This window comes from Pelomonas lactea, from assembly GCF_043555885.1.
Lineage (GTDB): Bacteria > Pseudomonadota > Gammaproteobacteria > Burkholderiales > Burkholderiaceae_C > Pelomonas > Pelomonas lactea.
The window spans coordinates 699,017-720,228 of sequence record NZ_JBIGHX010000003.1 but is presented as its reverse complement, the minus strand read 5'-3'; the positions used below and the strand labels follow the sequence as shown (position 1 = coordinate 720,228).

The following is a 21,212-nucleotide window of genomic DNA, read 5'->3' as shown; positions in this document are numbered from 1 at the left end:
ATGCCGCAGTTCTGGGTCAACAAGGGTGGCACCTGGTACCAGGTCAAGCAGCTGTGGGTCAACCGCGGCGGTGTCTGGCACCGGGTCAAGACGGCCTTCGTGAATCGCGGCGGCGTATGGAACAACGTGTTCGCTGGCGGCGCGGCGGCCACCGGCAGCCACCTGTTCAACGGTCAGTACGGATACGTCGAGCTGTCGCTGAACCCGGACGGAACGACAAACGTTGGGGCCGATTGGGCGGCGCCGGTCGGTAGCGGGGCCAGTGAGCTGTGGGTGAAGTTCACAAAGGCAGCCGGCGCGGCGAGCTCATCCATCGGCTTTGGTGCTTGGGCCCAGATGGCAAGCCCTCGTGTGCTGTGGCTCGATGGTGAGGGCAGCTACATCTCATCGAGTGGCAACTACTACGTATCAACGGATGGCAGTGACGCGACCGTGATCGGCGGCGGCACTTGGCAGCTCATCACAGAGAACGCTTGAGGGAACTTCAATGGGAATCGAACTGGCAATGAAGCGCCCTGACGGCGCCGTCATGAACTACCACCGCATCGACACCGTGCGCATCACCCGCGCCATCGACCCTCCGCATCGTGCCGCGGGCTTCATGGCTCTGGCCTACATCAACATCACGTCGTTCTCTGACCGAGAGGCTGCAAAGCGGTGGGATCAGCGAGATGACCTGGTGCCGACGGAGGTGATTCAGCGTGTGTGCCCGCTGGCCTCGTTTGAGGCTGTGTCCATCGCCAGCCTGTACGAATGGCTCTGCGCGCCGCTCCAACTGGGCGAAGACGGCAAGCCAATCAACGAAACGGGGTTCAACGACGGCGTGGCTGTCGTTGAAGAACGCGGCGAGTCGTGATGCCAGGTGGTCCGACCTATGACCACGTCTACGTCACCACGGGCGATGGCAGCTTCGTGGTGTTCGGCTCGGCCTACCTGATCTGGGAGCCCAAGATGCAGCAGCAGTTCGGCGTGTCGAGCCGCACGGAAGAAGAGTACCGAGACGCGCTGGCCGCGCTGCTCCCGACCGGCGGCGCCTGGCCGCGCGATCCGCAGTCGCAGCTGATGCGATTCGTCGGTGGGCTGGCTGCTGAGCTTGCCCGCCTCGACGCGCGCGCGGCGCTGCTACTGGCGGAGACTGATCCAGCCGCCACCACCGAGCTGCTGCCGGACTGGGAGCGCGTAGTGGGCCTGCCCGACCCTTGCGTCACGCTGGCCCAGACAGTGGCACAGCGGCGCCAGGCTCTTGAGGGCCGGCTGACGGCTGTCGGCGGTCAGAGCCGTCGCTTCTTCGTCCAGTTGGCGGCGCGTCTGGGCTATGCCATCACCATCGATGAGTTCGCTTCAGCCGCCGCGGCCACGGCGGCAGGCATCACCTTTACTGGCGATGGTTGGGCGCACACATGGCGCGTCAACGTGCCCACGTCGGTTTCCGTCACCCCCTTTCGCGCCGGAGCCGGTGCGGCCGGCGAGCCGTTGCGCGCCTGGAGCAATGAGGTGCTGGAGTGCCAGTTCAACCGCTACAAGCCCGCGCACACGCGCGTCCTGTTCGCCTATGCCGGCGCCTGATTGACCGGCTTTCAAAGGGACTTCAACCATGCATCGAATCGACGGACCTGCAGCTGCGCCTGGCGGCCAGTTCACGGAGGGCGACCCCGGTGTCGGCACACCCGCAACGGTAGTCACCGACGACTGGCTGAATGCCGTGCAAGAAGAGATCGCGAGCGTTGTGGAGGCCACTGGGGTGGCTTTGGCCAAGCCGAACAACGCGCAGCTCCTGGCGGCCATCCGCACGCTGGTTGCAGCTGCGCTGCCGCCTGGCGCGATCCAAGCGTTCGCGGTATCGGTCGTGCCGGAGGGCTGGCTTGAGTGCAACGGCGGGACGTTCGCCGCCGCGGCGCATCCCGCGCTCGCGGCTGCGCTGGGCACCACCTGGGGGGCGGCGCCGGCCGGCCAGATTCGCTTGCCGGACCTGCGTGGCGAGTTCCTGCGCGGCTGGGACAATGGCCGAGGTGTCGACGTTGGGCGCGCGTTGGCTAGTAGCCAGGCTGACCAGATCGAACGCCACAAGCACTTGAACTGCTTGGGCGAAGCCGGCGCCGGCAGCGGCTTCTTCGGCACGTCGAACACTGGCGGCCGCCAGGGTACGAACGGCACCGACTACGACAACTATTGGTACCACACCAACGACGGCAGTGATTACGACGGCGTCGTCAACCCGGCCGGCGTGATCGGGAACGAGACCCGACCGAGGAACGTGGCCGTGCTGTACTGCATCAAGGTCTAGCCGGTTTTGCGACACTTGGTCTGATGCCGCAGATCATCTGTCGTGATGCCTCAGACCAATTGGCGCTTTACAGAAGCTGAGCGTTTTCGCGCGCCGTTGTCGGCGACACGGTGCTCGCGTGCGGTTCAGCGCCTCTTCTTTGGTGACTTTCTTCTGGCGCCGCAGAAGAAAGTTACCCCGCCGCCGGGCGGGACTCCCGGCAATGCACCGATCAGCAGCCAACTCCGCAAAGCCAACCAACACTCACAAACCACCACTCGCCGTCACCCACGGCCCGGTGATCCCGTCCAGCTCGCAGTCCCACAGCGCCTGCGCATCCATCTCGTCGACGACACCCTCGCCATAGACCTTCAGCGCCAGGCTGCGCAGCATGATGACCATGCCGCGCACGAACGCCGCGCGGCCCGCCTCGCCGGCCACGCCCAGCAGCACCGACGCGTCCAGCTTCACGTAGTCCAGCCCCGCCTGGTACAGCCGCTCCACCTGTGCCAGCCCGGCGCCGGCATGCTCCAGCCCCAGCTTGACGCCCAGCGGCCGCAACTGCCGCCCCAGCTCCAGCAGCCGCTCGAAGTGATCGGTGGCCGCCGCCTCCGCCAGGTCCAGCAGCAGCGAGCGCGCCGCCTGCGGCCACTGGCCCAGCAGTTCGCGCAGCTGCGGCAGGAAGCCGGCATCGGCCAGCGACGCCGGCGCCACGTTGATGCAGCGGGCGCGGCCGTCCGCGGCAATGGCCTTCAACGCGAGCCCCACGGCGAACAGGTCCACGGCGGCGGTCATGCGCGCCCGCAGCGCCAGCGGTAGCCACCCGGCGGCTGGCACGAAGCCGCCCTCCAGCTGCAGCTCCAGAGGGCTCTCCAGGTGCAGCACGCGCCCGCCACGGTCGCGCACCGGGAACTCCACCAGCCGGCCGCGCTCCAGCGCCACCGCCTCCTGCAACTGCGCCCGCCACAGGCCCTCGCCCTGCTCACGGCCCACGCCGGGGTCGGCCACCACCTCGACGACGAAGCCGCCGCGCGACTCGCTCAGGTGCTCGGCCCGCGCGAGCGCGGCGTCGGCCTCACCCAGCCAGACGCTGCCGGGCCGCTCGCGCGGCAGCTCGATGGCGCCCAGCGCCACCTGCACGCCGGGGCCGAAGGCCGGCAGGCTGGCGCGCAGCGCGTCGGCCAGTGCATGGGCCGTCTCGGCGGCCACGCCCTGGGCGGGCAGCCACAGCGCGAAGTCCCCGCCGTTGAGCCGGCCCACACGGCAGCCGGGCACGGACTCCGGATAGGCCTGCAGCGCCGTCACGATGGTGAGCAGCACGTCGTCCACCGCGCCGCGGCCCAGCCGGGCGTTCAGGCCAGCCAGGTCACGCAGCCGCACCAGCACGAGGCCGGCGATGACCGGGCCGTCGTCGCGCTGCAGCGCGGCGTCCAGCTCGGCCAGGAAGTGCCGGCGCGTGGACACACCGGTGAGCGCGTCGTGATGCACCTGCTCGCGCAGCACCAGCAGCTGGCCGGCCTGCGCCTCGAACAGCTCGCGCACGCGCTGCACCATCGCATTCATCGCCCGCGTCAGCCGCTGCAGCTCGGGCACGCGCGGCTCGACGACCTGGCCGTAGCTGCCTGCCAGCACGCCCTCCGCCTGCGCCACGGCGGCGTCCAGCGGGCGGCGGATGCGGCGCAGGCCCGCCCAGGCCACCAGCGCCGCGACGATGCCCACGCCCAGCAGCCAGGCCAGCAGCCGGCGCGACGCCAGCCACAGCGTGTCGTAGGCATAGCTGGCATGGCTCTTCAGCTCCACCGCGCCGATGGCGTTCCAGCCGTTGGACAGCTGCGCGACGCCCGGCGCGGCATCGATGCCGACGAGGCCGCGGAACCAGCCCGGCGCCTGGCCCGGCCGGACGGCGCCGGTGCGCTCGAAGCGCAGCTGGCCCTGCGCATCGCGCCAGCGCACGAACTCGTAGGCGCCGGTGTCGTACTGCGCCGAAATCAGCAGCTTGATGAGCTCCGCATCGCCTTGCTGCTGCGACAGCGCCAGCGCCAGCGCCTGCGCGTTGTCGGCGTTCTTGGTCTGCAGCTGGGTCTGCATCAGCTGCCGCGCCGACAGCGTGGACAGCCCCACGGCGCCCACCAGCGCCGCCAGCACCACGCCGAGCACCAGCCAGGCGATCTGCCGCATCAACGACATGTTGTTTCCCTCATATGAAGCCCTCCGCGCGCACCTTCGCGACCAGTTCCCGCCACAGCGACAGCCGCGCCAGCGGGTCGCCCGCCGTGACCTGGCCCGTGCCCTGCCACAGCCCCTCGGTGTTGAAGCTGAACACCGGCGTCAGGTCGCCGCGCAGCGACGCGGGCAGCACCTCGGGCCGCAGGTTGTCCAGGATCAGCGGCTCGGCGCCCGGCTGGGCATAGTAGGCCAGCACCATGTGCGCCAGCGACTGCCCCGAGAGCCGCGCCCGCACGTACACCATGCGCAGCTTGGCCGTGGGCACCCCCGTCGCGGCCAGGCTGAAGTACTTGGCGATGGCGTAGTCCTCGCAATCGCCGGCGCGCTTGTCCAGGCTCTCCAGCGGGGAGGCCCAGTAGTCGGGCAGGCCCCAGGTGACGGCGTCGTCGCGGAAGGCCAGGCGGCGGTTGAAGAAATCGTTGATGTCCTTGAGCCGCTGCAGCTCGTCGGGCTGGGTGCCGCTGCGGTCGATCTGCTGTACCAGCGCCTGCGCCTGCTCCACAACGCGCGGCCCCCGCTCCGCGGCAGCCTCCAGCACGCGGGCCGCGTCGTAGGCGGCCGCCACCAGCACCGGCACGGCTGCCAGCACGGCCAGCCACCAGCGGCTCGGACGCAGTGACAGGGCGAAACAGGTGGGCGAAGTCGGCAAGATTGACGGCGGGCAGCGGTTGATTTCACTGTAACCGCCGGTTGCACCTCTAAGATTTTCGGATCATGCAGAACCCGGCACCTTCCCACGCCAGCGCCCCCCCTGGCACCCGCACGCAGCAGATCCGTGACGACATCGACCAGTCGCGCCGCCGCGGCCCGTTGCAGCAGATCCAGATCCCACCCTGCCCCGAGCTGCTGGCGCAGCTGCAGCAGGCCATGAGCCAGCCGGAGCCCGACCTCAACCTCGTCGCCCGCATCGCATCCAGCGACGTGGCCATGGCCGCGACGCTGCTGCGCATTGCCAACGGACCGCTGTTCAAGCCCGTCGGCCTGCCCTGCACGACGGTGGGCCAGGCCATGACGCGCATCGGCCTGCGCGAGAGTGTGGCCGTCATGACCGGCTTCCTGGTACAGCACGCCATCCCCGTGAACTCGCCGCAGCTGGCGCGCTTCTGGGAGCGCAGCGCCAAGCGCGCCGTCGCGATGGCCACCATCGCCCGCGAACTGCCGGGGCTGTCGCCCGACCTGGCGCACAGCTTCGGGCTGTTCCTGCACGTGGGCATGCCGGTGCTGCTGCAGAGCATGCGCGGCTACGCGGCCACGATGGTGGAGGCCGGCGCGCGCATCGACCGCCCCTACATCGCCACCGAGAACGCCAACCACCGAACCGACCACGCGGTCGTCGGTGCCCTCGTCGTGCGCGTGTGGAACCTGCCACCGACGCTGATGGCAGCCATCCGGCTGCACCACGACTATGCGGCGCTGGGCCATGCCGACATCGACCCGGAGGTGCACACGCTGATCGCCGCAGGCCTGATCGCCGAGCACCTGATGCGCCGCCACGAAGGCCTGCCGGAGGACGCCGACTGGGCCGGCCACCACCAGGCTGCGCTGGACTGGCTGCACATCGGCTGGGACGAGCTCAGCCACTGGGAGGAAGCCGTCGTCGCGCAGTTCGATGCGGCCTAGGCTCCCGCGCCTGCGGGTCATCGTGCTCGCGGCGATGGTGGTGGGCACCACGGCCACGCTGGGCTGGCATTTCCTCGGCCCGTCGGGCGTGGCGGTGGAGCTGGTCAAGCGCAGCTGGCGCTACGAGATCGTCATCGAGCGGCTGCGCGCCGAGTCCGGCTCGGACTGGTGCGACGAGCTGCCCGCCGACGCCCGCGACGTCACGCGCCGCCTGATGGCCGACCCCAGCGGCCGCCGCGCCGAGCCGGCCGAGCATTGCCGCTACACGCAGCTGGCCTGGCGGCGCAGCTGGATCGTCAAGGCCGAAGGCGGCCCCGAGGACCGGCCCGACTGGCCGCGCCCGCCGCTGCGCATGGCCGCACCCGGCGAGCCCGGCGGCGAGCGGCTGGGCCGGCGCGAGGCCTTCTACGAGATCGAACTGCGCGACCGCGCCAACCACGCCTGGGTCTGCCGCGTCGACCCGGCCCGCTGGCAACAACTGCGCGTGGGCCAGCGCTTTCGCCTGCCGGTGGACCGCTTCGGCACGGCCAATTGCCCGGGCATGTACGAATCGGCACTGTGAATCGGCACCTGCCCCGGGCCGCTACCATCGCACGCCTCGGCCGGGGCAACGCCCCGGACCGCCATCCTGGAGAGAACCCATGTCTTTCGCGCTCCGCGCTCCGTTGACCCCGTCGCTGGCCCTGTCGCTGGCCCTGTCCATGGGCACCGCCCTGGCGGCCGACCTGCCGCCGCCGCCCAAGGTCGAACTCAAGCCGGCCATCAGCGCCCAGGGCGTGGACCTGAAGGTCACGCTGTCGGTGGACAGGCTCAAGGTGTCCATCCTGCAGGGCGACGACATCGGCGGCAACGCGATCGGCTGGTTCTGCAGCAACCGCCAGGCGCTGGTCGCGAACGAAAACTTCATCAAGTCCGCGGGCGTCTACCTGTCCAGCCTGACGACTCAGGAACTCAAGCGCCTGGGCTACCCACTGGCCGGCAAGGGCAAGGCCAACGCGTTCGACGTGGACGTCAACGCCGCGCCGGACTTCCGCATCGGCGGCATCCTGACCGAGCTGAAGCAGGAGGTCTGCACCGAACCCGGCAAGGCCGAGGGCTGGGTGCACTACAAGGTCGACTGGGCGCTGTTCTCCGAGAAGAAGCAGAAGGTGGTCTACCAGGCCGCCGCCGAGGGCCTGAGTGTCAGCAAGGAGAAGGTGCCCGACCTGCACAAGCGCGCCTTCCTCGCGTCGCTGGGCAACTTCCTGGCCGCGCCGGCGGTGCTGGAGGCGCTGAAGGCCAACGAGGGCGAGCCCGCCAGCGCCGCTGCGCCCGGCAGCGCGGCCTCCGCGGCCGAGTCCGTCGCGGCCACGAGCGCCGCCACCACGACGCTCAAGGGCGCCGCGCTGGCCGGCGGCGGTGCGCTGAAGAACCAGGCCCAGCTGCGCAACGCCGTCGTCACGCTGGAGACGGCGTCCGGCTCGGGCAGCGGCTTCTTCATCGACAAGACTGGCCACCTGCTGACCAATGCGCACGTCGTGCGGGGCGCCAAGTACGCCCGCATCAAGCTGCAGAACGGCGACAAGGCCGTGGCCGAGGTCGTCAGGGTCAATGAGCAGACGGACGTGGCACTGCTGAAGACCGCGCTGACAGACGGCGACGCCCTGGCGCTGCGCAACGGCCCGGCGCTGGAGGTGGGCTCGGACGTCTACGCCATCGGCTCGCCGCTGGGCGTGCTGAACAACTCGATGACGCGCGGCGTGCTCAGTGCCGACCGCGTGCTGCAGGGCCGGCGCGTGCTGCAGAGCGATGCGGCGGTGACCTTCGGCAGCAGCGGCGGCCCGCTGCTGGACGGCGACGGCCGCGTCGTCGCCATCACGCGCGGTGGCGTCGAGGCGGGCAAGGGCTTCAACTTCTTCATTCCCATCGACGACGCGCTGAAGGCGCTGCAGCTCAGCGTCACGCCCTGACCCTCAGCCCCGCATGACAAAGGCCCCTGCCGCGTCACGGCAGGGGCCTTTGCTTTGCAGCCGCAGGTTCAGCGGATCAACTGCCAGAACCCGACGATGACGTGCCCCCACACCATCACGTTGAAACCCGCCAGCGTGAAGGCGCGCAGGAAGTTCCACAGCTTGGCGGCCCGCTGCAGGGCAGCATCCTCACCGGTGACGAGGTAGAGACCGAGGTAGAACACCGAGGGCAGCAGCGTCGCTGCCATCACGAAAGCCATCAGGCCGTAGAAGAAGCTCATGGCGGCATTGTGGCGTCGCCCGGGGCCGCCTCGCCCCCGGCGTCACCCCAGCCTCCAGCGCACGCACACCATGAAGAAGGCCCGGCACCTTGCGGTGCCGGGCCTTGCTCGATGCGTGCGCGACAGAAGGCTTACTTCTTGCGCGCCGGCGGCACATCCGTGCAGGAGCCGTGCGCCACTTCCGCCGCCATGCCGAGCGACTCGCCCAGCGTGGGGTGCGGGTGGATGGTCTTGCCGATGTCCACCGCGTCGGCGCCCATCTCGATGGCCAGCGCGATCTCGCCAATCATGTCGCCGGCATGCGTGCCAACGATGCCGCCGCCGATGATGCGGTGGCTTTCCTCGTCGAAGATCAGCTTGGTGAAGCCTTCGTCGCGGCCGTTGGCAATCGCGCGGCCGGAGGCCGTCCAGGGGAACAGGCCCTTGGTGATCTTGATGCCCTTGGCCTTGGCCTCGTCCTCGGTCATGCCCACCCAGGCCACCTCGGGGTCGGTGTAGGCCACGCTCGGGATCACGCGGGCGTCGAACTGGCTCTTCTGGAGCTTGTCGTCGCCCAGGATCTCACCGGCGCAGACTTCCGCCGCCACGTGGCCCTCGTGCACCGCCTTGTGAGCCAGCATGGGCTGGCCGACGATGTCGCCGATGGCGAACACGCTCGGCACGTTGGTGCGCATCTGCACATCCACCGGGATGAAGCCGCGGTCACCCACGATGACGCCGGCGTTCTCGGCGCCGATCTTCTTGCCGTTGGGCGTGCGGCCCACGGCCTGCAGCACCAGGTCGTAGCGCTGCGGCTCCTTGGGCGCGCCCTCGCCTTCAAACGTCACGTAGATGCCGTCGGGCCGCGCTTCCGCCGCCACCGTCTTCGTGTTCAACATGATGTTGTCGAAGCGGTGCTGGTTGAACTTCTGCCAGACCTTGACGAGGTCGCGGTCCGCACCCGTCATCAGCGTGGGCAGCATCTCGACCACGTCCAGGCGCGCGCCCAGCGTGGAGTACACCGTGCCCATTTCCAGGCCGATGATGCCACCGCCGACGATGAGCATCTTCTCGGGCTTGACCTGCATCTCCAGCGCGCCCGTCGAGTCGACGATGCGCGGGTCGTTAGGCAGGAAGGGCAGGCGCACGGCCTGCGAACCGGCCGCGATGATGAGGCGCTTGAACGCCACGGTCTGCGCCGTGCCGGTCTTGGCCTGGCCCACGGCGCCTTCGGTGGCTTCCACCTTCAGGTGCTGGGCATCCAGCACGGTGCCCACGCCGCGCAGCACGGTGACCTTGCGCATCTTGGCCATGGCGGCCAGACCGCCGGTCAACTTGCCGGTCACCTTGTTCTTGTGGGCGCGCAGCTTGTCGATGTCCACCGTGGGCGCGCCGAAGACGACACCCAGGTCGGCCATGTGGCTGGCCTCGTCCATGACGGCGGCCACGTGCAGCAGCGCCTTGGACGGGATGCAACCCACGTTCAGGCAGACGCCGCCGAGCGTGGCGTAACGCTCGACGATGGCGACCTTCAGGCCCAGGTCGGCCGCACGGAAGGCGGCCGAGTAGCCGCCGGGGCCGCCGCCCAGCACGACCACATCAAAGGCCTGGTCCGCATTGCCGCTGTAGGTGGCGGCCGCGGGGGCCTGCACCGGCGCAGCCGCCGGTGCCGAGGCAGGAGCCGCAGCGACCGGAGCCGGTGCGGGCGCCGCGGCGCCGTCGGCTTCCAGCGACACGATGACCGAGCCCTTGCTGACCTTGTCGCCCAGCTTGACCTTGATCTCCTTCACCACGCCCGCGGCGCTGGAGGGGATCTCCATCGAGGCCTTGTCGCTCTCGACGGTGATCAGGCTTTGCTCGACCTTGACGGTGTCGCCGGGCTTGACCAGCACCTCGATGACGCCGACTTCGTCGAAGTCGCCGATGTCGGGAACTTGAACTTCAATGAGTGCCATTGGTTCTGCTCCCGATCAGAGGGCGATGCGGCGGAAGTCCGCCAGCAGCGACGCGAAGTAGACGTTGAAGCGTGCGGCCGCCGCGCCGTCGATGACGCGGTGGTCCCAGCTCAGCGACAGCGGCAGGATCAGGCGCGGCTGGAAGGCCTTGCCGTCCCACACCGGCTCCATCGAGCTCTTGCAGACGCCCATGATGGCCACTTCCGGCGCGTTGATGATGGGCGTGAAGTACTTGCCGCCGATGCCGCCGAGCGACGAGATCGAAAAGCAGCCGCCGCTCATGTCGGCCGGGCCCAGCTTGCCGTCGCGAGCCTTCTTGGCCAGCTCCGACATCTCCTGGCTGATCTGGAAGATGCCCTTCTTGTCGGCGTCCTTGATGACGGGCACGACCAGGCCGTTGGGCGTGTCTGCCGCGAAGCCGATGTGGAAGTAGTTCTTCAGCACCAGCGTGTCACCGTCCAGCGAGCTGTTGAACTCGGGGAACTTCTTCAGCGCCGCGACGGCCGCCTTGATCATGAAGGCGAGCATCGTGACCTTGATGCCGGCCTTCTCGTTCTCCTTGTTCAGCTGAACGCGGAAGGCTTCCAGCTCGGTGATGTCCGCGTCGTCGTGGTTGGTGACGTGCGGGATCACCACCCAGTTGCGGTGCAGGTTGGCGCCCGAGATCTTCTTGATGCGGGACAGTTCCTTGCGCTCGGTGGGGCCGAACTTGTCGAAGTCCACCTTGGGCCAGGCCAGCACATTCAGGCCGGAGCCACCACCGGCCGCGGCGGCAGGCGCGACGGCCTTCTGCGCGGCGGTCTGCACGGCGCCGGCCATGACGGCCTTCACGAAGCCCTGGATGTCGGCCTCGACGATGCGGCCCTTGGCGCCGCTGCCCTTGACCTCGGCCAGCGGCACGCCCAGCTCGCGGGCGAGCTTGCGGATGCTGGGGGACGCGTGCGGCAGCTGGCCGGTGGGCGCTGTCGGCTGATGGGCCGGCAGCGCGGCGGACGGTGCGGCCGCCTGCACGGGGGCCGCGGCGGCCGGAGCCGGCGCGGCAGCAGCTGGCGCAGCGGCAGCCGCCGCCGGGGCGGGTGCAGCCGCACCGCCCACCGTCTTCACGCGGGCCAGGGCCGTGCCCTTGGCGACCTTGTCGCCCAGCTTGACCAGCAGTTCCTCGACGACGCCGGCCGTCGACGACGGGATCTCCATCGACGCCTTGTCGCTCTCGACGGTGATCAGGCTCTGCTCCACCTTGACGGTGTCGCCCACCTTCACGAGCACCTCGATGACGGCGACCTCGTCGAAGTCGCCGATGTCCGGCACGACGACGGTGACGCTGCCACCGGCAGCAGCCGGCGCAGCAACGGGCGCGGCCACCGGGGCGGGCGCGGGCGCCGCAGCCACGGGGGCCGGTACGGCAGCCGCCGGCGCGGGCGCTGCAGCGGCGGCGCCCTCGGCCTCCACCACCACGACGACGCTGCCCTGCTTGACCTTGTCACCCACGGCGACCTTGATCTCCTTGACGACGCCGGCCTGCGACGACGGGATCTCCATCGATGCCTTGTCGCTCTCGACGGTGATCAGGCTCTGCTCGACCTTGACGGTGTCGCCAACCTTGACCAGCACCTCGATGACGCCGACTTCGTCGAAATCGCCGATGTCGGGAACTTGGACTTCAACCAATGCCATGTCTTGTCTCCCTCGGCTTTACGCGTACAGAGGATTGATCTTGTTGACGTCGATGCCGTACTTGGCGATCGCCTCGGCCACCTTGGCCATCGGGATGGTGCCCTCGTCGGCCAGCGACTTCAGCGCGGCCACGACGATGTAGTGGCGGTTCACCTCGAAGTGGGCGCGCAGCTTGGAGCGGAAGTCCGAGCGGCCAAAGCCGTCGGTGCCCAGCACCTTGTACGAGCGGCCCTTGGGGATGAAGGCGCGGATCTGTTCCGCATAGTTCTTCATGTAGTCGGTGGAGGCGATCACCGGGCCGGTCGTGCGGCCCAGCTGCTGCGTCACGAACGGCACGCAGGCCAGCTCGGTCGGGTGCAGCAGGTTCCAGCGCTCGGCGTTCTGGCCGTCGCGCGCCAGTTCGTTGAAGCTCGGGCAGCTCCACACGTTGGCGCCGATGCCCCAGTCCTCTCCCAGCAGCAGCTTGGCGACCTGGCTCTCGCGCAGGATGGTGCCCGAGCCCAACAGGTTGACGCTGACGGTCTTGCTCGCGTCGGCCTCTTCCAGCAGGTACATGCCCTTGAGGATCTGCTCCTCGGTGCCGGCCTTCAGGCCCGGCATCGGGTAGTTCTCGTTCAGCAGCGTGATGTAGTAGAAAACGTTTTCCTGGTCTTCCACCATGCGCTTCAAGCCGCGGTGCATGATGACCGCCACTTCGTGCGCGAAGGTCGGGTCGTAGCTGACGCAGTTCGGGATGGTGCCGGCCAGGATGTGGCTGTGGCCGTCCTCATGCTGCAGGCCTTCGCCGTTCAGCGTCGTGCGGCCGGAGGTGCCGCCCAGCAGGAAGCCGCGCGCCTGCATGTCGCCCGCCGCCCAGGCCAGGTCGCCGATGCGCTGGAAGCCGAACATCGAGTAGTAGACGTAGAACGGGATCATGATCCGGTTGTTCGTCGAGTAGCTCGTGGCGGCCGCCACCCAGCTGGCCATGCCGCCGGCTTCGTTGATGCCCTCTTGCAGGATCTGGCCGGCCTTGTCCTCGCGGTAGTACATCACCTGGTCCTTGTCGACCGGGGTGTACAGCTGGCCCTTGGGGTTGTAGATGCCGATCTGGCGGAACAGGCCTTCCATGCCGAAGGTGCGCGCCTCGTCGACCAGGATGGGCACGACACGCGGGCCGATTTGCTTGTCGCGCAGCAGTTGCGTCAGGAAGCGCACATAGGCCTGCGTCGTCGAGATCTCGCGGCCTTCCGCGGTCGGGTCCAGCACGGCCTGGAAGGTGGACAGCTCGGGCGTCGTGAACTGCTCGTCGGCCTTGGCGCGGCGGCTGGGCAGGTAGCCGCCCAGCGCCTGGCGGCGCTCGTGCAGATAGCGCATCTCCGGCGTGTCATCGGCCGGCTTGTAGTACGGGATCGCGGGCAGCTCGCTGTCCGGCACCGGGATGTTGAAGCGGTCGCGGATGTACTTGATGTCCTCGTCGGTCAGCTTCTTGGTCTGGTGGACGGTGTTCTTGCCTTCACCGGCCTTGCCCATGCCGTAGCCCTTGACGGTCTTGACCAGCAGCACGGTGGGCTGGCCCGTCTTGTTGTTGTGGGCGCGCTCGAAGGCGGCGTAGACCTTCTCGGGCTCGTGGCCGCCGCGGCGCAGCTCGAAGATCTCGGCGTCGCTCATGTGCTCCACGAGCTTGGCGGTCTCGGGGTACTTGCCGAAGAAGTTCTTGCGGATGTAGGCGCCATCGTTGGCCTTCATGGCCTGGTAGTCGCCGTCCAGCGTTTCCATCATCAGCTGCTTCAACTTGCCACTCTTGTCGCGCGCCAGCAGCTCGTCCCAGCCCTTGCCCCAGATCAGCTTGATGACGTTCCAGCCGCTGCCGCGGAACTCGCCTTCGAGCTCCTGGATGATCTTGCCGTTGCCGCGCACCGGGCCGTCCAGGCGCTGCAGGTTGCAGTTGACGACGAAGACGAGGTTGTCCAGGCCTTCGCGCGCGGCCAGGGCGATGGCGCCCAGGCTTTCCGGCTCGTCCATCTCGCCGTCGCCCATGAAGGCCCAGACCTTGCGGTTCTCGGTGTTGGCGATGCCGCGGGCGTGCAGGTATTTCAGGAAGCGCGCCTGGTAGATGGCCATCAGCGGGCCCAGACCCATGCTGACCGTGGGGAACTGCCAGAAGTTGGGCATCAACTTCGGGTGCGGGTAGCTGGACAGGCCCTTGCCGTCGACTTCCTGGCGGAAGTTGTCCAGCTGCTCCTCGCTCAGGCGGCCTTCCAGGTAGGCGCGGGCATAGACGCCCGGCGCGCTGTGGCCCTGGATGTAGAGGCAGTCGCCACCGTGGTTCTCGCTCTCGGCGTGCCAGAAGTGGTTGAAGCCGGCGCCCAGCATGGAGGCCAGCGATGCGAAGGAGCCGATGTGGCCGCCCAGGTCGCCACCATCGGCGGGGTTCAGGCGGTTGGCGCGCACGACCATGGCCATCGCGTTCCAGCGCATGTAGGCGCGCAGGCGCTTCTCGATCTGGATGTTGCCGGGGCAGCGGGCTTCCTGGTCCGGCGCGATGGTGTTCACGTAGCCGGTGGTGGCCGAGAACGGCAGGTCGATGTTGTGGTGGCGCGCGTGCTCCAGCATCTCCTCGATCAGGAAATGCGCGCGCTCGGCGCCCTCGCGGTCGATGACGGCGGACAGCGCGTCCAGCCACTCCTTGGTTTCCTGCGGATCGTTGTCGTTCGCGGCGGCGCCGAGAAACTCTTGCGGCTGGGCTGACATGGCCGGTCTCCTACATGGGCCGCCTCTGACGGGCGGCGGTGTCTGAAAGATGTGCTGACGAGGGCGAGCGCGGACGCAGGCGGCCGCGAGCGGGCGGAGTGTCGCACAGGCCTCGCCATTTTCTCAAATGGTGCGAGATGATTTCTTAATATGAAATATTGAGCGACGGCGGGGCCCCGGATAATTTGCCCATGGCCCTAGATTCCCCCGTTCCCGAGGTCCGCACGCGCGGCCAGCGACTGATGGCGCCGCTGCGCCGGCTGGTGACCACCTGGTGGTTCCGGCAGTCGCCGTCGCGCCAGGACCGGCTGGCCACGCTGGGCCCGCTGATCTCGGTGCTGCTGTTCCTGGCGGCCATCATTTCGGCGTTCTGGTACCTGCGCAACGAAGAGATCGAGCGCGAGACCGAGTCCGTCAAGCGCGACACCGAGATCGCGCAGCAGCAGATCCGGCTGCGCCTGATCGAGAACCAGGAGCAGCTGGTGCGCATCGCGCGCGAGGTCGTCACGCGCCAGATCGACGCGCACGAGTTCTCCGCCCAGGCCCAGGCCTTCGCGCGCGACCGGCCGGAGCTGACGCACGTCACCTGGCTCAGCGCCAAGCGCGAGCGCCGCAGCAGCGTCGGCGCGGCCGGCTTCCTGGCCGACGGGCTGATGTCGGCCGACGGCACCGACCCGTCCATGCCCATGCCCAACCAGTCGAACGCGGCCTCCACCGCGTTCGAGGAGGCCAGGCAGCGCCGCCAGCCGTTCTACTCGCCGCCCTTCACCGACAGCAACGGCGTCACCGTCTTCCAGCTGCACATCCCGCTGATCGACCGCGGCGGTTTCGCCGGCGTGCTGATCGCCGAGTACACGGTGGAGTCGCTGCTGCGCTACTACGTGCCCAGCGAGGTGTCCAACCGCCACAGCATCGCGGTGCTGGACGTGCCGCGCGATCAGATCGTCGCCAGCACCGTCACGCCGATGCCGGGCCAGGTCTTGCGCCGCGCCTCGCTGCTGCACGACGTACCGCTCGCGCCGGCGCTCAACGGCCTGGTGCTGCGCGGCCAGGGCTGGCGCACGTCCATCGGCCTCATCAGCAACGCGCTGTTCTGGCTGGTGCTGGCGCTGGCCGGCCTGACGGTGTGGATGCTGCTGGGCAGCTGGCGCCACATGCGCCGGCGCACGCAGATCCAGAACGCGCTGACGCTGGAGACCAACTTCCGCCGTGCGATGGAGAACTCCATGCTGACCGGCATGCGCGCCATGGACATGGACACGCGCATCACCTACGTGAACCCGGCCTTCTGCGCGATGACCGGCTTCTCCGAGGCCGACCTCGTGGGCCGCACGCCGCCCTACCCGTTCTGGCCCACCGACCGCCGCGAAGAGAACGCCCGCCTGCTGCAGCAGGAGCTGCAGGGCCGCAGCCCGTCGGGCGGCGTGGAAGTGAAGATCCAGCGCAAGGACGGCAGCCAGTTCGATGCGCGCGTCTACGTGTCGCCGCTGGTGGACACCAAGGGCAAGCAGACCGGCTGGATGACCTCGATGACCAACATCACCGAGGCCAAGCGGGTGCGCGACCAGCTGTCGGCCTCGCACGAACGCTTCACCACCGTGCTGGAGGGGCTGGATGCGGCCGTGTCCGTGCTGTCCGTGCAACCGCCCGAGCTGCTGTTTGCCAACCGCAGCTACCGGCTGTGGTTCGGCGCCGATCCGGCCGGCCACGCGTTGCTGGCCGGCGGCCAGCTCGGCGGCACCACCAGCCGCCACGGCGGCCTGGACGAAGGCGCCGACGAGGAGGTGGACGACTACTCCGGCCTGCCCGCCGAGGCGCTGACCGACCTGGGCTCCGACCCGCGCGAGGTCTACGTCGAGTCGCTGGCCATGTGGTTCGACGTGCGCGCACGCTACTTGCAATGGACCGACGGCCGCCTGGCGCAGATGCTGATCGCCACCGACATCACGATGCGCCGCCACGCCGAGGCGCAGGCCGCGCTGCAGGCCGAAAAGGCCCAGGTCACCAGCCGCCTGATGACGATGGGCGAGATGGCCTCCAGCGTCGCGCACGAGCTGAACCAGCCGCTGACCGCCATCACCAACTACTGCAACGGCATGGTCAGCCGCGTGCGCAACGACAGCATCGACAAGGACGCGCTGCTGGCCGCGCTCACCAAGACGGCCAAGCAGGCCGAGCGGGCCGGGCAGATCATTCACCGCATCCGCAACTTCGTGAAGCGCAGCGAGCCGCAGCGCCAGCCCGCCCACGCCGCCGACATCGTCGAGGATGCCGTGGAGCTGGCCGGCATCGAGCTGCGCCGCCGCAACGTGGCCATCCACACCTACGTGGCGCAGCGCCTGCCGCAGCTGATGGTGGACCCCATCCTCATCGAGCAGGTGCTAATGAACCTGCTCAAGAACGCCGCCGAAGCCATCGACAACGCGTCACTGCCGACGTCGCGCCGCCACATCGAGCTGCGCGTTGTGCCCAAGCACAGCGCCGAACTGGGCGGGCACATCGAGTTCTCCGTCACCGACATGGGCCCGGGCTTGCCGGATGAAGTCCTCGCGCGCATGTACGAGGCCTTCTTCTCCACCAAGGCCGATGGCCTGGGCATCGGATTAGGGTTATGCCGGTCTATCGTCGAGTCCCACCAGGGCCGGATAAAAGCCGAGAACCTCTACAATGGCTCCCTGGTCGTCGGGTGCCGATTCGCCTTCACGATCCCGGTCACCATCACGTCCGAACACCTGCGGCAAGACCCCGCCAACGGTACCGCCAGCAGCGCTCAGAGAACCGAACCCACCACACCATGAGCTTGATCCCCAAGAAGGGCAATGTCTACGTCGTTGACGATGACGAAGCGGTCCGCGACTCCCTGCAATGGCTGCTTGAAGGCAAGGATTACCGGGTCAAGTGCTTTGACTCCGCCGAGTCCTTCCTGACTCGCTACGACCCCCGCGAGGTCGCCTGTCTGATCGCCGACATCCGCATGGACGGCATGACCGGCCTGGAACTGCAGGACCGCCTGATCGAGCGCAAGAGCCCGCTGCCCATCGTCTTCATCACCGGCCACGGCGACGTGCCGATGGCGGTGCAGACGATGAAGAAGGGCGCGATGGACTTCATCGAGAAGCCCTTCAAGGAAGAAGAGCTGCTGGCGCTGGTGGAGCGCATGCTCGACCAGGCCCGCGACGCCTTCTCCAGCCACCAGGAAGCCGCCAGCCGTGACGCGCTGCTGGCCCGCCTGACGACCCGCGAGGCGCAGGTGCTGGAGCGCATCGTCGCCGGCCGCCTGAACAAGCAGATCGCCGACGACCTCGGCATCAGCATCAAGACGGTGGAGGCGCACCGCGCCAACATCATGGAAAAGCTCAACGCCAACACCGTGGCCGATTTGCTCAAGATCGCCCTGGGTGCCACGGCGAAGGCCTGATCCCCGCGCAATTTCACAGAGGCCGCTGCATGCGGCCTCTTTGCATTTAGGAGTTTGAAGATGACCGCCCAACTGATCGACGGCCTCGCCCTCGCCAAGCAAACCCGCGCCGACGTCGCTGCCCGCGCCGCGGCGCTGACCGCACAAGGAAAGCGCCCGGGCCTCGCCGTCGTGCTGGTGGGCGACAACCCGGCCAGCCAGGTCTACGTGCGCAACAAGGTCAAGGCCTGCGAGGAAGCCGGCATCCACTCGGTGCTCGAGAAGTACGACGCCACCATGACCGAGGCCGAGCTGCTGGCCCGCGTCGACGCGCTCAACAACGACCCGACGATTCACGGCATCCTCGTGCAGCTGCCGCTGCCCAAGCACATCGACGACCACAAGGTCATCGAGGCCATCTCGCCGGCCAAGGACGTCGACGGCTTTCACGTCGCCAGCGCCGGCGCGCTGATGGTGGGTGAGGCGGGCTTCAAGGCCTGCACGCCCTACGGCTGCATGAAGATGCTGGAAAGCATCGGCATGAAGGACCTCAAGGGCAAGCACGCCGTCGTCATCGGCCGCAGCAACATCGTCGGCAAGCCCATGGCCATGATGCTGTTGGCCGCCAACGCCACCGTCACTGTGTGCCACAGCGGCACCGCCGACCTGGGCGCGATGACCCGCCAGGCCGACGTCATCGTCGCGGCCGTCGGCAAGCGCAACGTGCTGACGGCCGACATGGTCAAGCTCGGTGCCGTCGTCATCGACGTGGGCATGAACCGCAACGACGAGGGCAAGCTGTGCGGCGACGTGGACTTCGACGGCGTCCGCAATGTGGCGGGCTGGATCACCCCGGTCCCGGGTGGCGTCGGCCCGATGACCATTGCCATGCTGCTGGTCAACACGCTTGAATCCGCAGAACGTGCCGCAGGCTAGGCACACCTCCTACCGGCTTCGCCGTGCCAAAGCCAGACGCTTTGTCCTTCGGCAGGCACAAAGAGTCCTCAGGACTCTTTGTGTCCGGCCTCAGTCCCCTCAAGGGGACGCCGCCAGTGGCCCGGCAAAGCCGGTTCCACGGCGGCCGCGCGATGGCCGGCCCGCAAAGCGGCCGGCTTGAAATCTGCGCGAGACTCAACACATGGCTGAAATGACCAATCCCCTGCTGTCCACCGCCGCCCTGCCCGACTTCGCGGCCATCCAGCCCGAGCATGTGCAGCCTGCCATTACCGAGTTGCTGGCCGCGGCGCAAGCTGCGCTCGATGAGGCGGTGAAGCCCGAGACGCCGGCCGACTACGACGTCCTCTCGCGCATCCTCGACACCGCCACCGAGCAGCTGGGCACCGCCTGGGGCGCGGTGGGCCACCTGAACGCCGTGGCCGACACGCCGGCGCTGCGCGAGGCCTTCAACGCGATGCTGCCGGCCGTCACCGAGTTCAGCACCGCCATGGGCGCCAACGAGGCGCTGTTCGCCAAGTACAAGGCCGTGATGGCCACGCAGGGCGACCGCCTGAGCGCGCCGCGCCAGCAGGTGCTCAAGCACGCCATCCGCAATTTCGTGCTGTCCGGCGCCGAGCTGCAGGGCGAGGCCCGCGAGCGCTACGCCGTCATCCAGGAGCGCGCCGCCGAGCTGCAGCAGCAGTTCAGCGAGCACGTGCTGGACGCCACCGACGGCTGGAGCTACGTCGCCACCGCCGAAGAATTGACCGGCGTGCCGCAGGACGTGCTGGACGCGACGAAGCTGGACGACGGCGGCCACAAGCTCACGCTGCACTTCCCGGTCTACCTGCCCGTCATGCAGTACGCGGAGAACCGCGCACTGCGCGAGCGGCTCTACCGCGCCTACGTGACGCGCGCCAGCGAGCAGGGCAAGCCCGAGTGGGACAACACCGCCGCCATGCGCGAGATCGTCGCGCTGCGCCAGGAAGAAGCGAAGCTGCTCGGCTATGCCAGCTTCGCCGAGGTGTCGCTCGCGCCCAAGATGGCGTCGTCACCCGCCGAGGTCATCGCCTTCCTGCGCGACCTCGCCCGCCGCGCGCGGCCCTTCGCCGAGAAGGACCTGGCCGAGCTGCGCGAGTTCGCCAAGGGCGAGCCGCTGGAAAGCTGGGACGTGTCCTACTGGAGCGAGAAGCTCAAGGAAGCCCGCTACGCCTTCAGCGACCAGACCGTGAAGCAGTACTTCACGGCACCCAAGGTCGTCGCCGGCCTGTTCTCCATCATCGAGCGGCTGTTCGACGTGCAGATCAGCGAGGCCCGGGCCTCGGTCTGGCACGACACCGTGAAGTTCTACGAACTCCGGCGTGGCGGCCAGCTCATCGCGCAGTTCTACCTCGACCTGTACGCTCGGCCGGGCAAGCGCCCCGGCGCATGGATGGACGAGGTGCGCAGCCGCTGGCTCAAGCCCAGCGGCGAACAGCAGACGCCGGTCGCGCAGCTGGTGTGCAACTTCGCATCGCCCGTCGGCGACAAGCCCGCGCTGCTGACGCACGACGACGTCATCACGCTGTTCCACGAGTTCGGCCACGGCCTGCACCACATGCTCACGCAGGTGAACGACCTGGGCGTGTCGGGCATCTCCGGCGTCGAGTGGGATGCCGTCGAGCTGCCCAGCCAGTTCATGGAGAACTTCTGCTGGGAGTGGGACGTGCTGCAGCAGTTGAGCGGCCATGTCGACAGCGGTGAGCCGCTGCCGCGCGAGCTGTTCGACAAGATGATCGCGGCCAAGAACTTCCAGAGCGGGCTGATGACGCTGCGCCAGATCGAGTTCGCGCTGTTCGACATGCGGCTGCACGGCGAGCCCGGCTCGGAGGCTGACGTGCAGAAGGTGCTGAACGAGGTGCGCGCCGAGGTGGCCGTGCTGATCCCGCCAGCCTTCAACCGCTTCCAGCACAGCTTCTCGCACATCTTCGCGGGCGGCTATGCGGCCGGCTACTACAGCTACAAGTGGGCCGAGCTGCTGAGCGCCGACGCGTGGAGTGCGTTCGAGGAAGAAGGCGTGTTCAACGCCGCCACCGGCAAGCGCTTCCTGACCGAGGTGCTGGAACAGGGCGGCGCGCGCGACGCCATCGACAACTTCAAGGCCTTCCGCGGCCGCGAGCCGCGCATCGATGCGCTGCTGCGCCATCAGGGCATGAGCTGATC

Annotated in this window: 17 protein-coding genes; 11 read left to right on the top strand and 6 right to left on the bottom strand. The window is 68.5% G+C overall.

Annotated features, from left to right (window positions below; genetic code table 11):
• The 4 genes from ACG04Q_RS11785 to ACG04Q_RS11770 are packed head-to-tail and all read left to right on the top strand — an operon-like array spanning position 1 to position 2,284.
• On the top strand, positions 1–477 hold the full coding sequence (locus tag ACG04Q_RS11785; RefSeq protein ID WP_394511113.1) for a hypothetical protein: 477 nt from the start codon (positions 1–3) through the stop codon (positions 475–477).
• A gap of 10 nt (positions 478–487) precedes the next feature.
• A complete protein-coding gene (locus ACG04Q_RS11780; protein WP_394511112.1) occupies positions 488–856 on the top strand; it encodes a hypothetical protein in 369 nt (122 codons plus the stop codon).
• Positions 856–1,566 (top strand): YmfQ family protein, encoded by a 711-nt coding sequence (locus ACG04Q_RS11775; protein ID WP_394511111.1) that lies wholly within the window; start codon positions 856–858, stop codon positions 1,564–1,566. Before ACG04Q_RS11780 ends, ACG04Q_RS11775 begins: the two co-directional genes overlap by 1 nt.
• 28 nt (positions 1,567–1,594) lie before the next feature.
• Positions 1,595–2,284, top strand: coding sequence for a tail fiber protein (locus ACG04Q_RS11770; protein WP_394511110.1), 690 nt, complete (start codon positions 1,595–1,597; stop codon positions 2,282–2,284).
• A 243-nt stretch (positions 2,285–2,527) separates the two neighbouring features.
• On the opposite strand, the gene ACG04Q_RS11765 is transcribed toward ACG04Q_RS11770, so the two are convergent.
• Positions 2,528–4,441, bottom strand: coding sequence for a bifunctional diguanylate cyclase/phosphodiesterase (locus ACG04Q_RS11765; RefSeq protein ID WP_394511109.1), 1,914 nt, complete (start codon positions 4,439–4,441; stop codon positions 2,528–2,530).
• Between the two features lie 19 nt (positions 4,442–4,460).
• Complete coding sequence (locus ACG04Q_RS11760) at positions 4,461–5,078, bottom strand: transglutaminase-like cysteine peptidase (protein WP_394511108.1); 618 nt, start codon at positions 5,076–5,078, stop codon at positions 4,461–4,463.
• Positions 5,079–5,203: 125 nt separating this feature from the next.
• Here ACG04Q_RS11760 and ACG04Q_RS11755 point away from each other — a divergent pair, with 125 nt between their 5' ends.
• The 3 genes from ACG04Q_RS11755 to ACG04Q_RS11745 all read left to right on the top strand — a co-directional run bounded on the left by ACG04Q_RS11755 (position 5,204) and on the right by ACG04Q_RS11745 (position 8,058).
• Complete coding sequence (locus ACG04Q_RS11755; RefSeq protein ID WP_394511107.1) at positions 5,204–6,109, top strand: HDOD domain-containing protein; 906 nt, start codon at positions 5,204–5,206, stop codon at positions 6,107–6,109.
• On the top strand, positions 6,099–6,671 hold the full coding sequence (locus ACG04Q_RS11750; protein ID WP_394511106.1) for a hypothetical protein: 573 nt from the start codon (positions 6,099–6,101) through the stop codon (positions 6,669–6,671). Before ACG04Q_RS11755 ends, ACG04Q_RS11750 begins: the two co-directional genes overlap by 11 nt.
• 79 nt (positions 6,672–6,750) lie before the next feature.
• A complete protein-coding gene (locus ACG04Q_RS11745) occupies positions 6,751–8,058 on the top strand; it encodes a S1C family serine protease (RefSeq protein ID WP_394511105.1) in 1,308 nt (435 codons plus the stop codon).
• Between the two features lie 68 nt (positions 8,059–8,126).
• Here the strand turns inward: ACG04Q_RS11745 and ACG04Q_RS11740 are convergent, their stop codons facing one another.
• The 4 genes from ACG04Q_RS11740 to aceE form a co-directional block, all read right to left on the bottom strand.
• On the bottom strand, positions 8,127–8,339 hold the full coding sequence (locus tag ACG04Q_RS11740) for a hypothetical protein (RefSeq protein ID WP_394511104.1): 213 nt from the start codon (positions 8,337–8,339) through the stop codon (positions 8,127–8,129).
• 131 nt (positions 8,340–8,470) lie between these two features.
• Entirely contained in the window at positions 8,471–10,273 is a 1,803-nt protein-coding gene (lpdA, locus tag ACG04Q_RS11735) for a dihydrolipoyl dehydrogenase (protein ID WP_394511103.1), read from the bottom strand.
• Positions 10,274–10,288: 15 nt separating this feature from the next.
• Complete coding sequence (gene aceF, locus ACG04Q_RS11730; protein ID WP_394511102.1) at positions 10,289–11,947, bottom strand: dihydrolipoyllysine-residue acetyltransferase; 1,659 nt, start codon at positions 11,945–11,947, stop codon at positions 10,289–10,291.
• 18 nt (positions 11,948–11,965) lie between these two features.
• Positions 11,966–14,677: a pyruvate dehydrogenase (acetyl-transferring), homodimeric type gene (gene aceE, locus ACG04Q_RS11725; RefSeq protein ID WP_394511101.1), complete on the bottom strand. Its 2,712-nt coding sequence runs from the start codon at positions 14,675–14,677 to the stop codon at positions 11,966–11,968.
• A gap of 191 nt (positions 14,678–14,868) precedes the next feature.
• Between aceE and ACG04Q_RS11720 the strand changes: the two genes are divergently transcribed.
• From ACG04Q_RS11720 to ACG04Q_RS11705, 4 genes are all read left to right on the top strand, one after another.
• Positions 14,869–17,475 carry a PAS domain S-box protein gene (locus ACG04Q_RS11720; RefSeq protein WP_394511100.1) on the top strand — a complete coding sequence of 869 codons (2,607 nt, stop codon included), beginning with the start codon at positions 14,869–14,871 and terminating at the stop codon, positions 17,473–17,475.
• A complete protein-coding gene (locus ACG04Q_RS11715) occupies positions 17,472–18,095 on the top strand; it encodes a response regulator transcription factor (RefSeq protein WP_268165499.1) in 624 nt (207 codons plus the stop codon). The genes ACG04Q_RS11720 and ACG04Q_RS11715 overlap by 4 nt, the downstream gene beginning before the upstream one ends.
• A gap of 60 nt (positions 18,096–18,155) precedes the next feature.
• Positions 18,156–19,010 carry a bifunctional methylenetetrahydrofolate dehydrogenase/methenyltetrahydrofolate cyclohydrolase FolD gene (folD, locus tag ACG04Q_RS11710; protein ID WP_394511099.1) on the top strand — a complete coding sequence of 285 codons (855 nt, stop codon included), beginning with the start codon at positions 18,156–18,158 and terminating at the stop codon, positions 19,008–19,010.
• Positions 19,011–19,221: 211 nt separating this feature from the next.
• Positions 19,222–21,210: a M3 family metallopeptidase gene (locus tag ACG04Q_RS11705; protein WP_394511350.1), complete on the top strand. Its 1,989-nt coding sequence runs from the start codon at positions 19,222–19,224 to the stop codon at positions 21,208–21,210.
• Positions 21,211–21,212 lie beyond the last annotated feature (2 nt).

Bases quoted from the DNA above. Each gene is read 5' to 3' on its own strand.
- ACG04Q_RS11720 (WP_394511100.1), top strand. From the start codon at position 14,869: ATGGCCCTAGATTCCCCCGTTCCCGAGGTCCGCACGCGCGGCCAGCGA.
- ACG04Q_RS11705 (WP_394511350.1), top strand. From the start codon at position 19,222: ATGACCAATCCCCTGCTGTCCACCGCCGCCCTGCCCGACTTCGCGGCC.
- aceE (WP_394511101.1), bottom strand. From the start codon at position 14,677: ATGTCAGCCCAGCCGCAAGAGTTTCTCGGCGCCGCCGCGAACGACAAC.
- ACG04Q_RS11770 (WP_394511110.1), top strand. From the start codon at position 1,595: ATGCATCGAATCGACGGACCTGCAGCTGCGCCTGGCGGCCAGTTCACG.
- ACG04Q_RS11775 (WP_394511111.1), top strand. From the start codon at position 856: ATGCCAGGTGGTCCGACCTATGACCACGTCTACGTCACCACGGGCGAT.
- folD (WP_394511099.1), top strand. From the start codon at position 18,156: ATGACCGCCCAACTGATCGACGGCCTCGCCCTCGCCAAGCAAACCCGC.
- ACG04Q_RS11740 (WP_394511104.1), bottom strand. From the start codon at position 8,339: ATGAGCTTCTTCTACGGCCTGATGGCTTTCGTGATGGCAGCGACGCTG.
- ACG04Q_RS11755 (WP_394511107.1), top strand. From the start codon at position 5,204: ATGCAGAACCCGGCACCTTCCCACGCCAGCGCCCCCCCTGGCACCCGC.
- ACG04Q_RS11715 (WP_268165499.1), top strand. From the start codon at position 17,472: ATGAGCTTGATCCCCAAGAAGGGCAATGTCTACGTCGTTGACGATGAC.
- ACG04Q_RS11750 (WP_394511106.1), top strand. From the start codon at position 6,099: ATGCGGCCTAGGCTCCCGCGCCTGCGGGTCATCGTGCTCGCGGCGATG.
- ACG04Q_RS11785 (WP_394511113.1), top strand. From the start codon at position 1: ATGCCGCAGTTCTGGGTCAACAAGGGTGGCACCTGGTACCAGGTCAAG.
- lpdA (WP_394511103.1), bottom strand. From the start codon at position 10,273: ATGGCACTCATTGAAGTTCAAGTTCCCGACATCGGCGACTTCGACGAA.
- ACG04Q_RS11745 (WP_394511105.1), top strand. From the start codon at position 6,751: ATGTCTTTCGCGCTCCGCGCTCCGTTGACCCCGTCGCTGGCCCTGTCG.
- aceF (WP_394511102.1), bottom strand. From the start codon at position 11,947: ATGGCATTGGTTGAAGTCCAAGTTCCCGACATCGGCGATTTCGACGAA.
- ACG04Q_RS11765 (WP_394511109.1), bottom strand. From the start codon at position 4,441: ATGCGGCAGATCGCCTGGCTGGTGCTCGGCGTGGTGCTGGCGGCGCTG.
- ACG04Q_RS11780 (WP_394511112.1), top strand. From the start codon at position 488: ATGGGAATCGAACTGGCAATGAAGCGCCCTGACGGCGCCGTCATGAAC.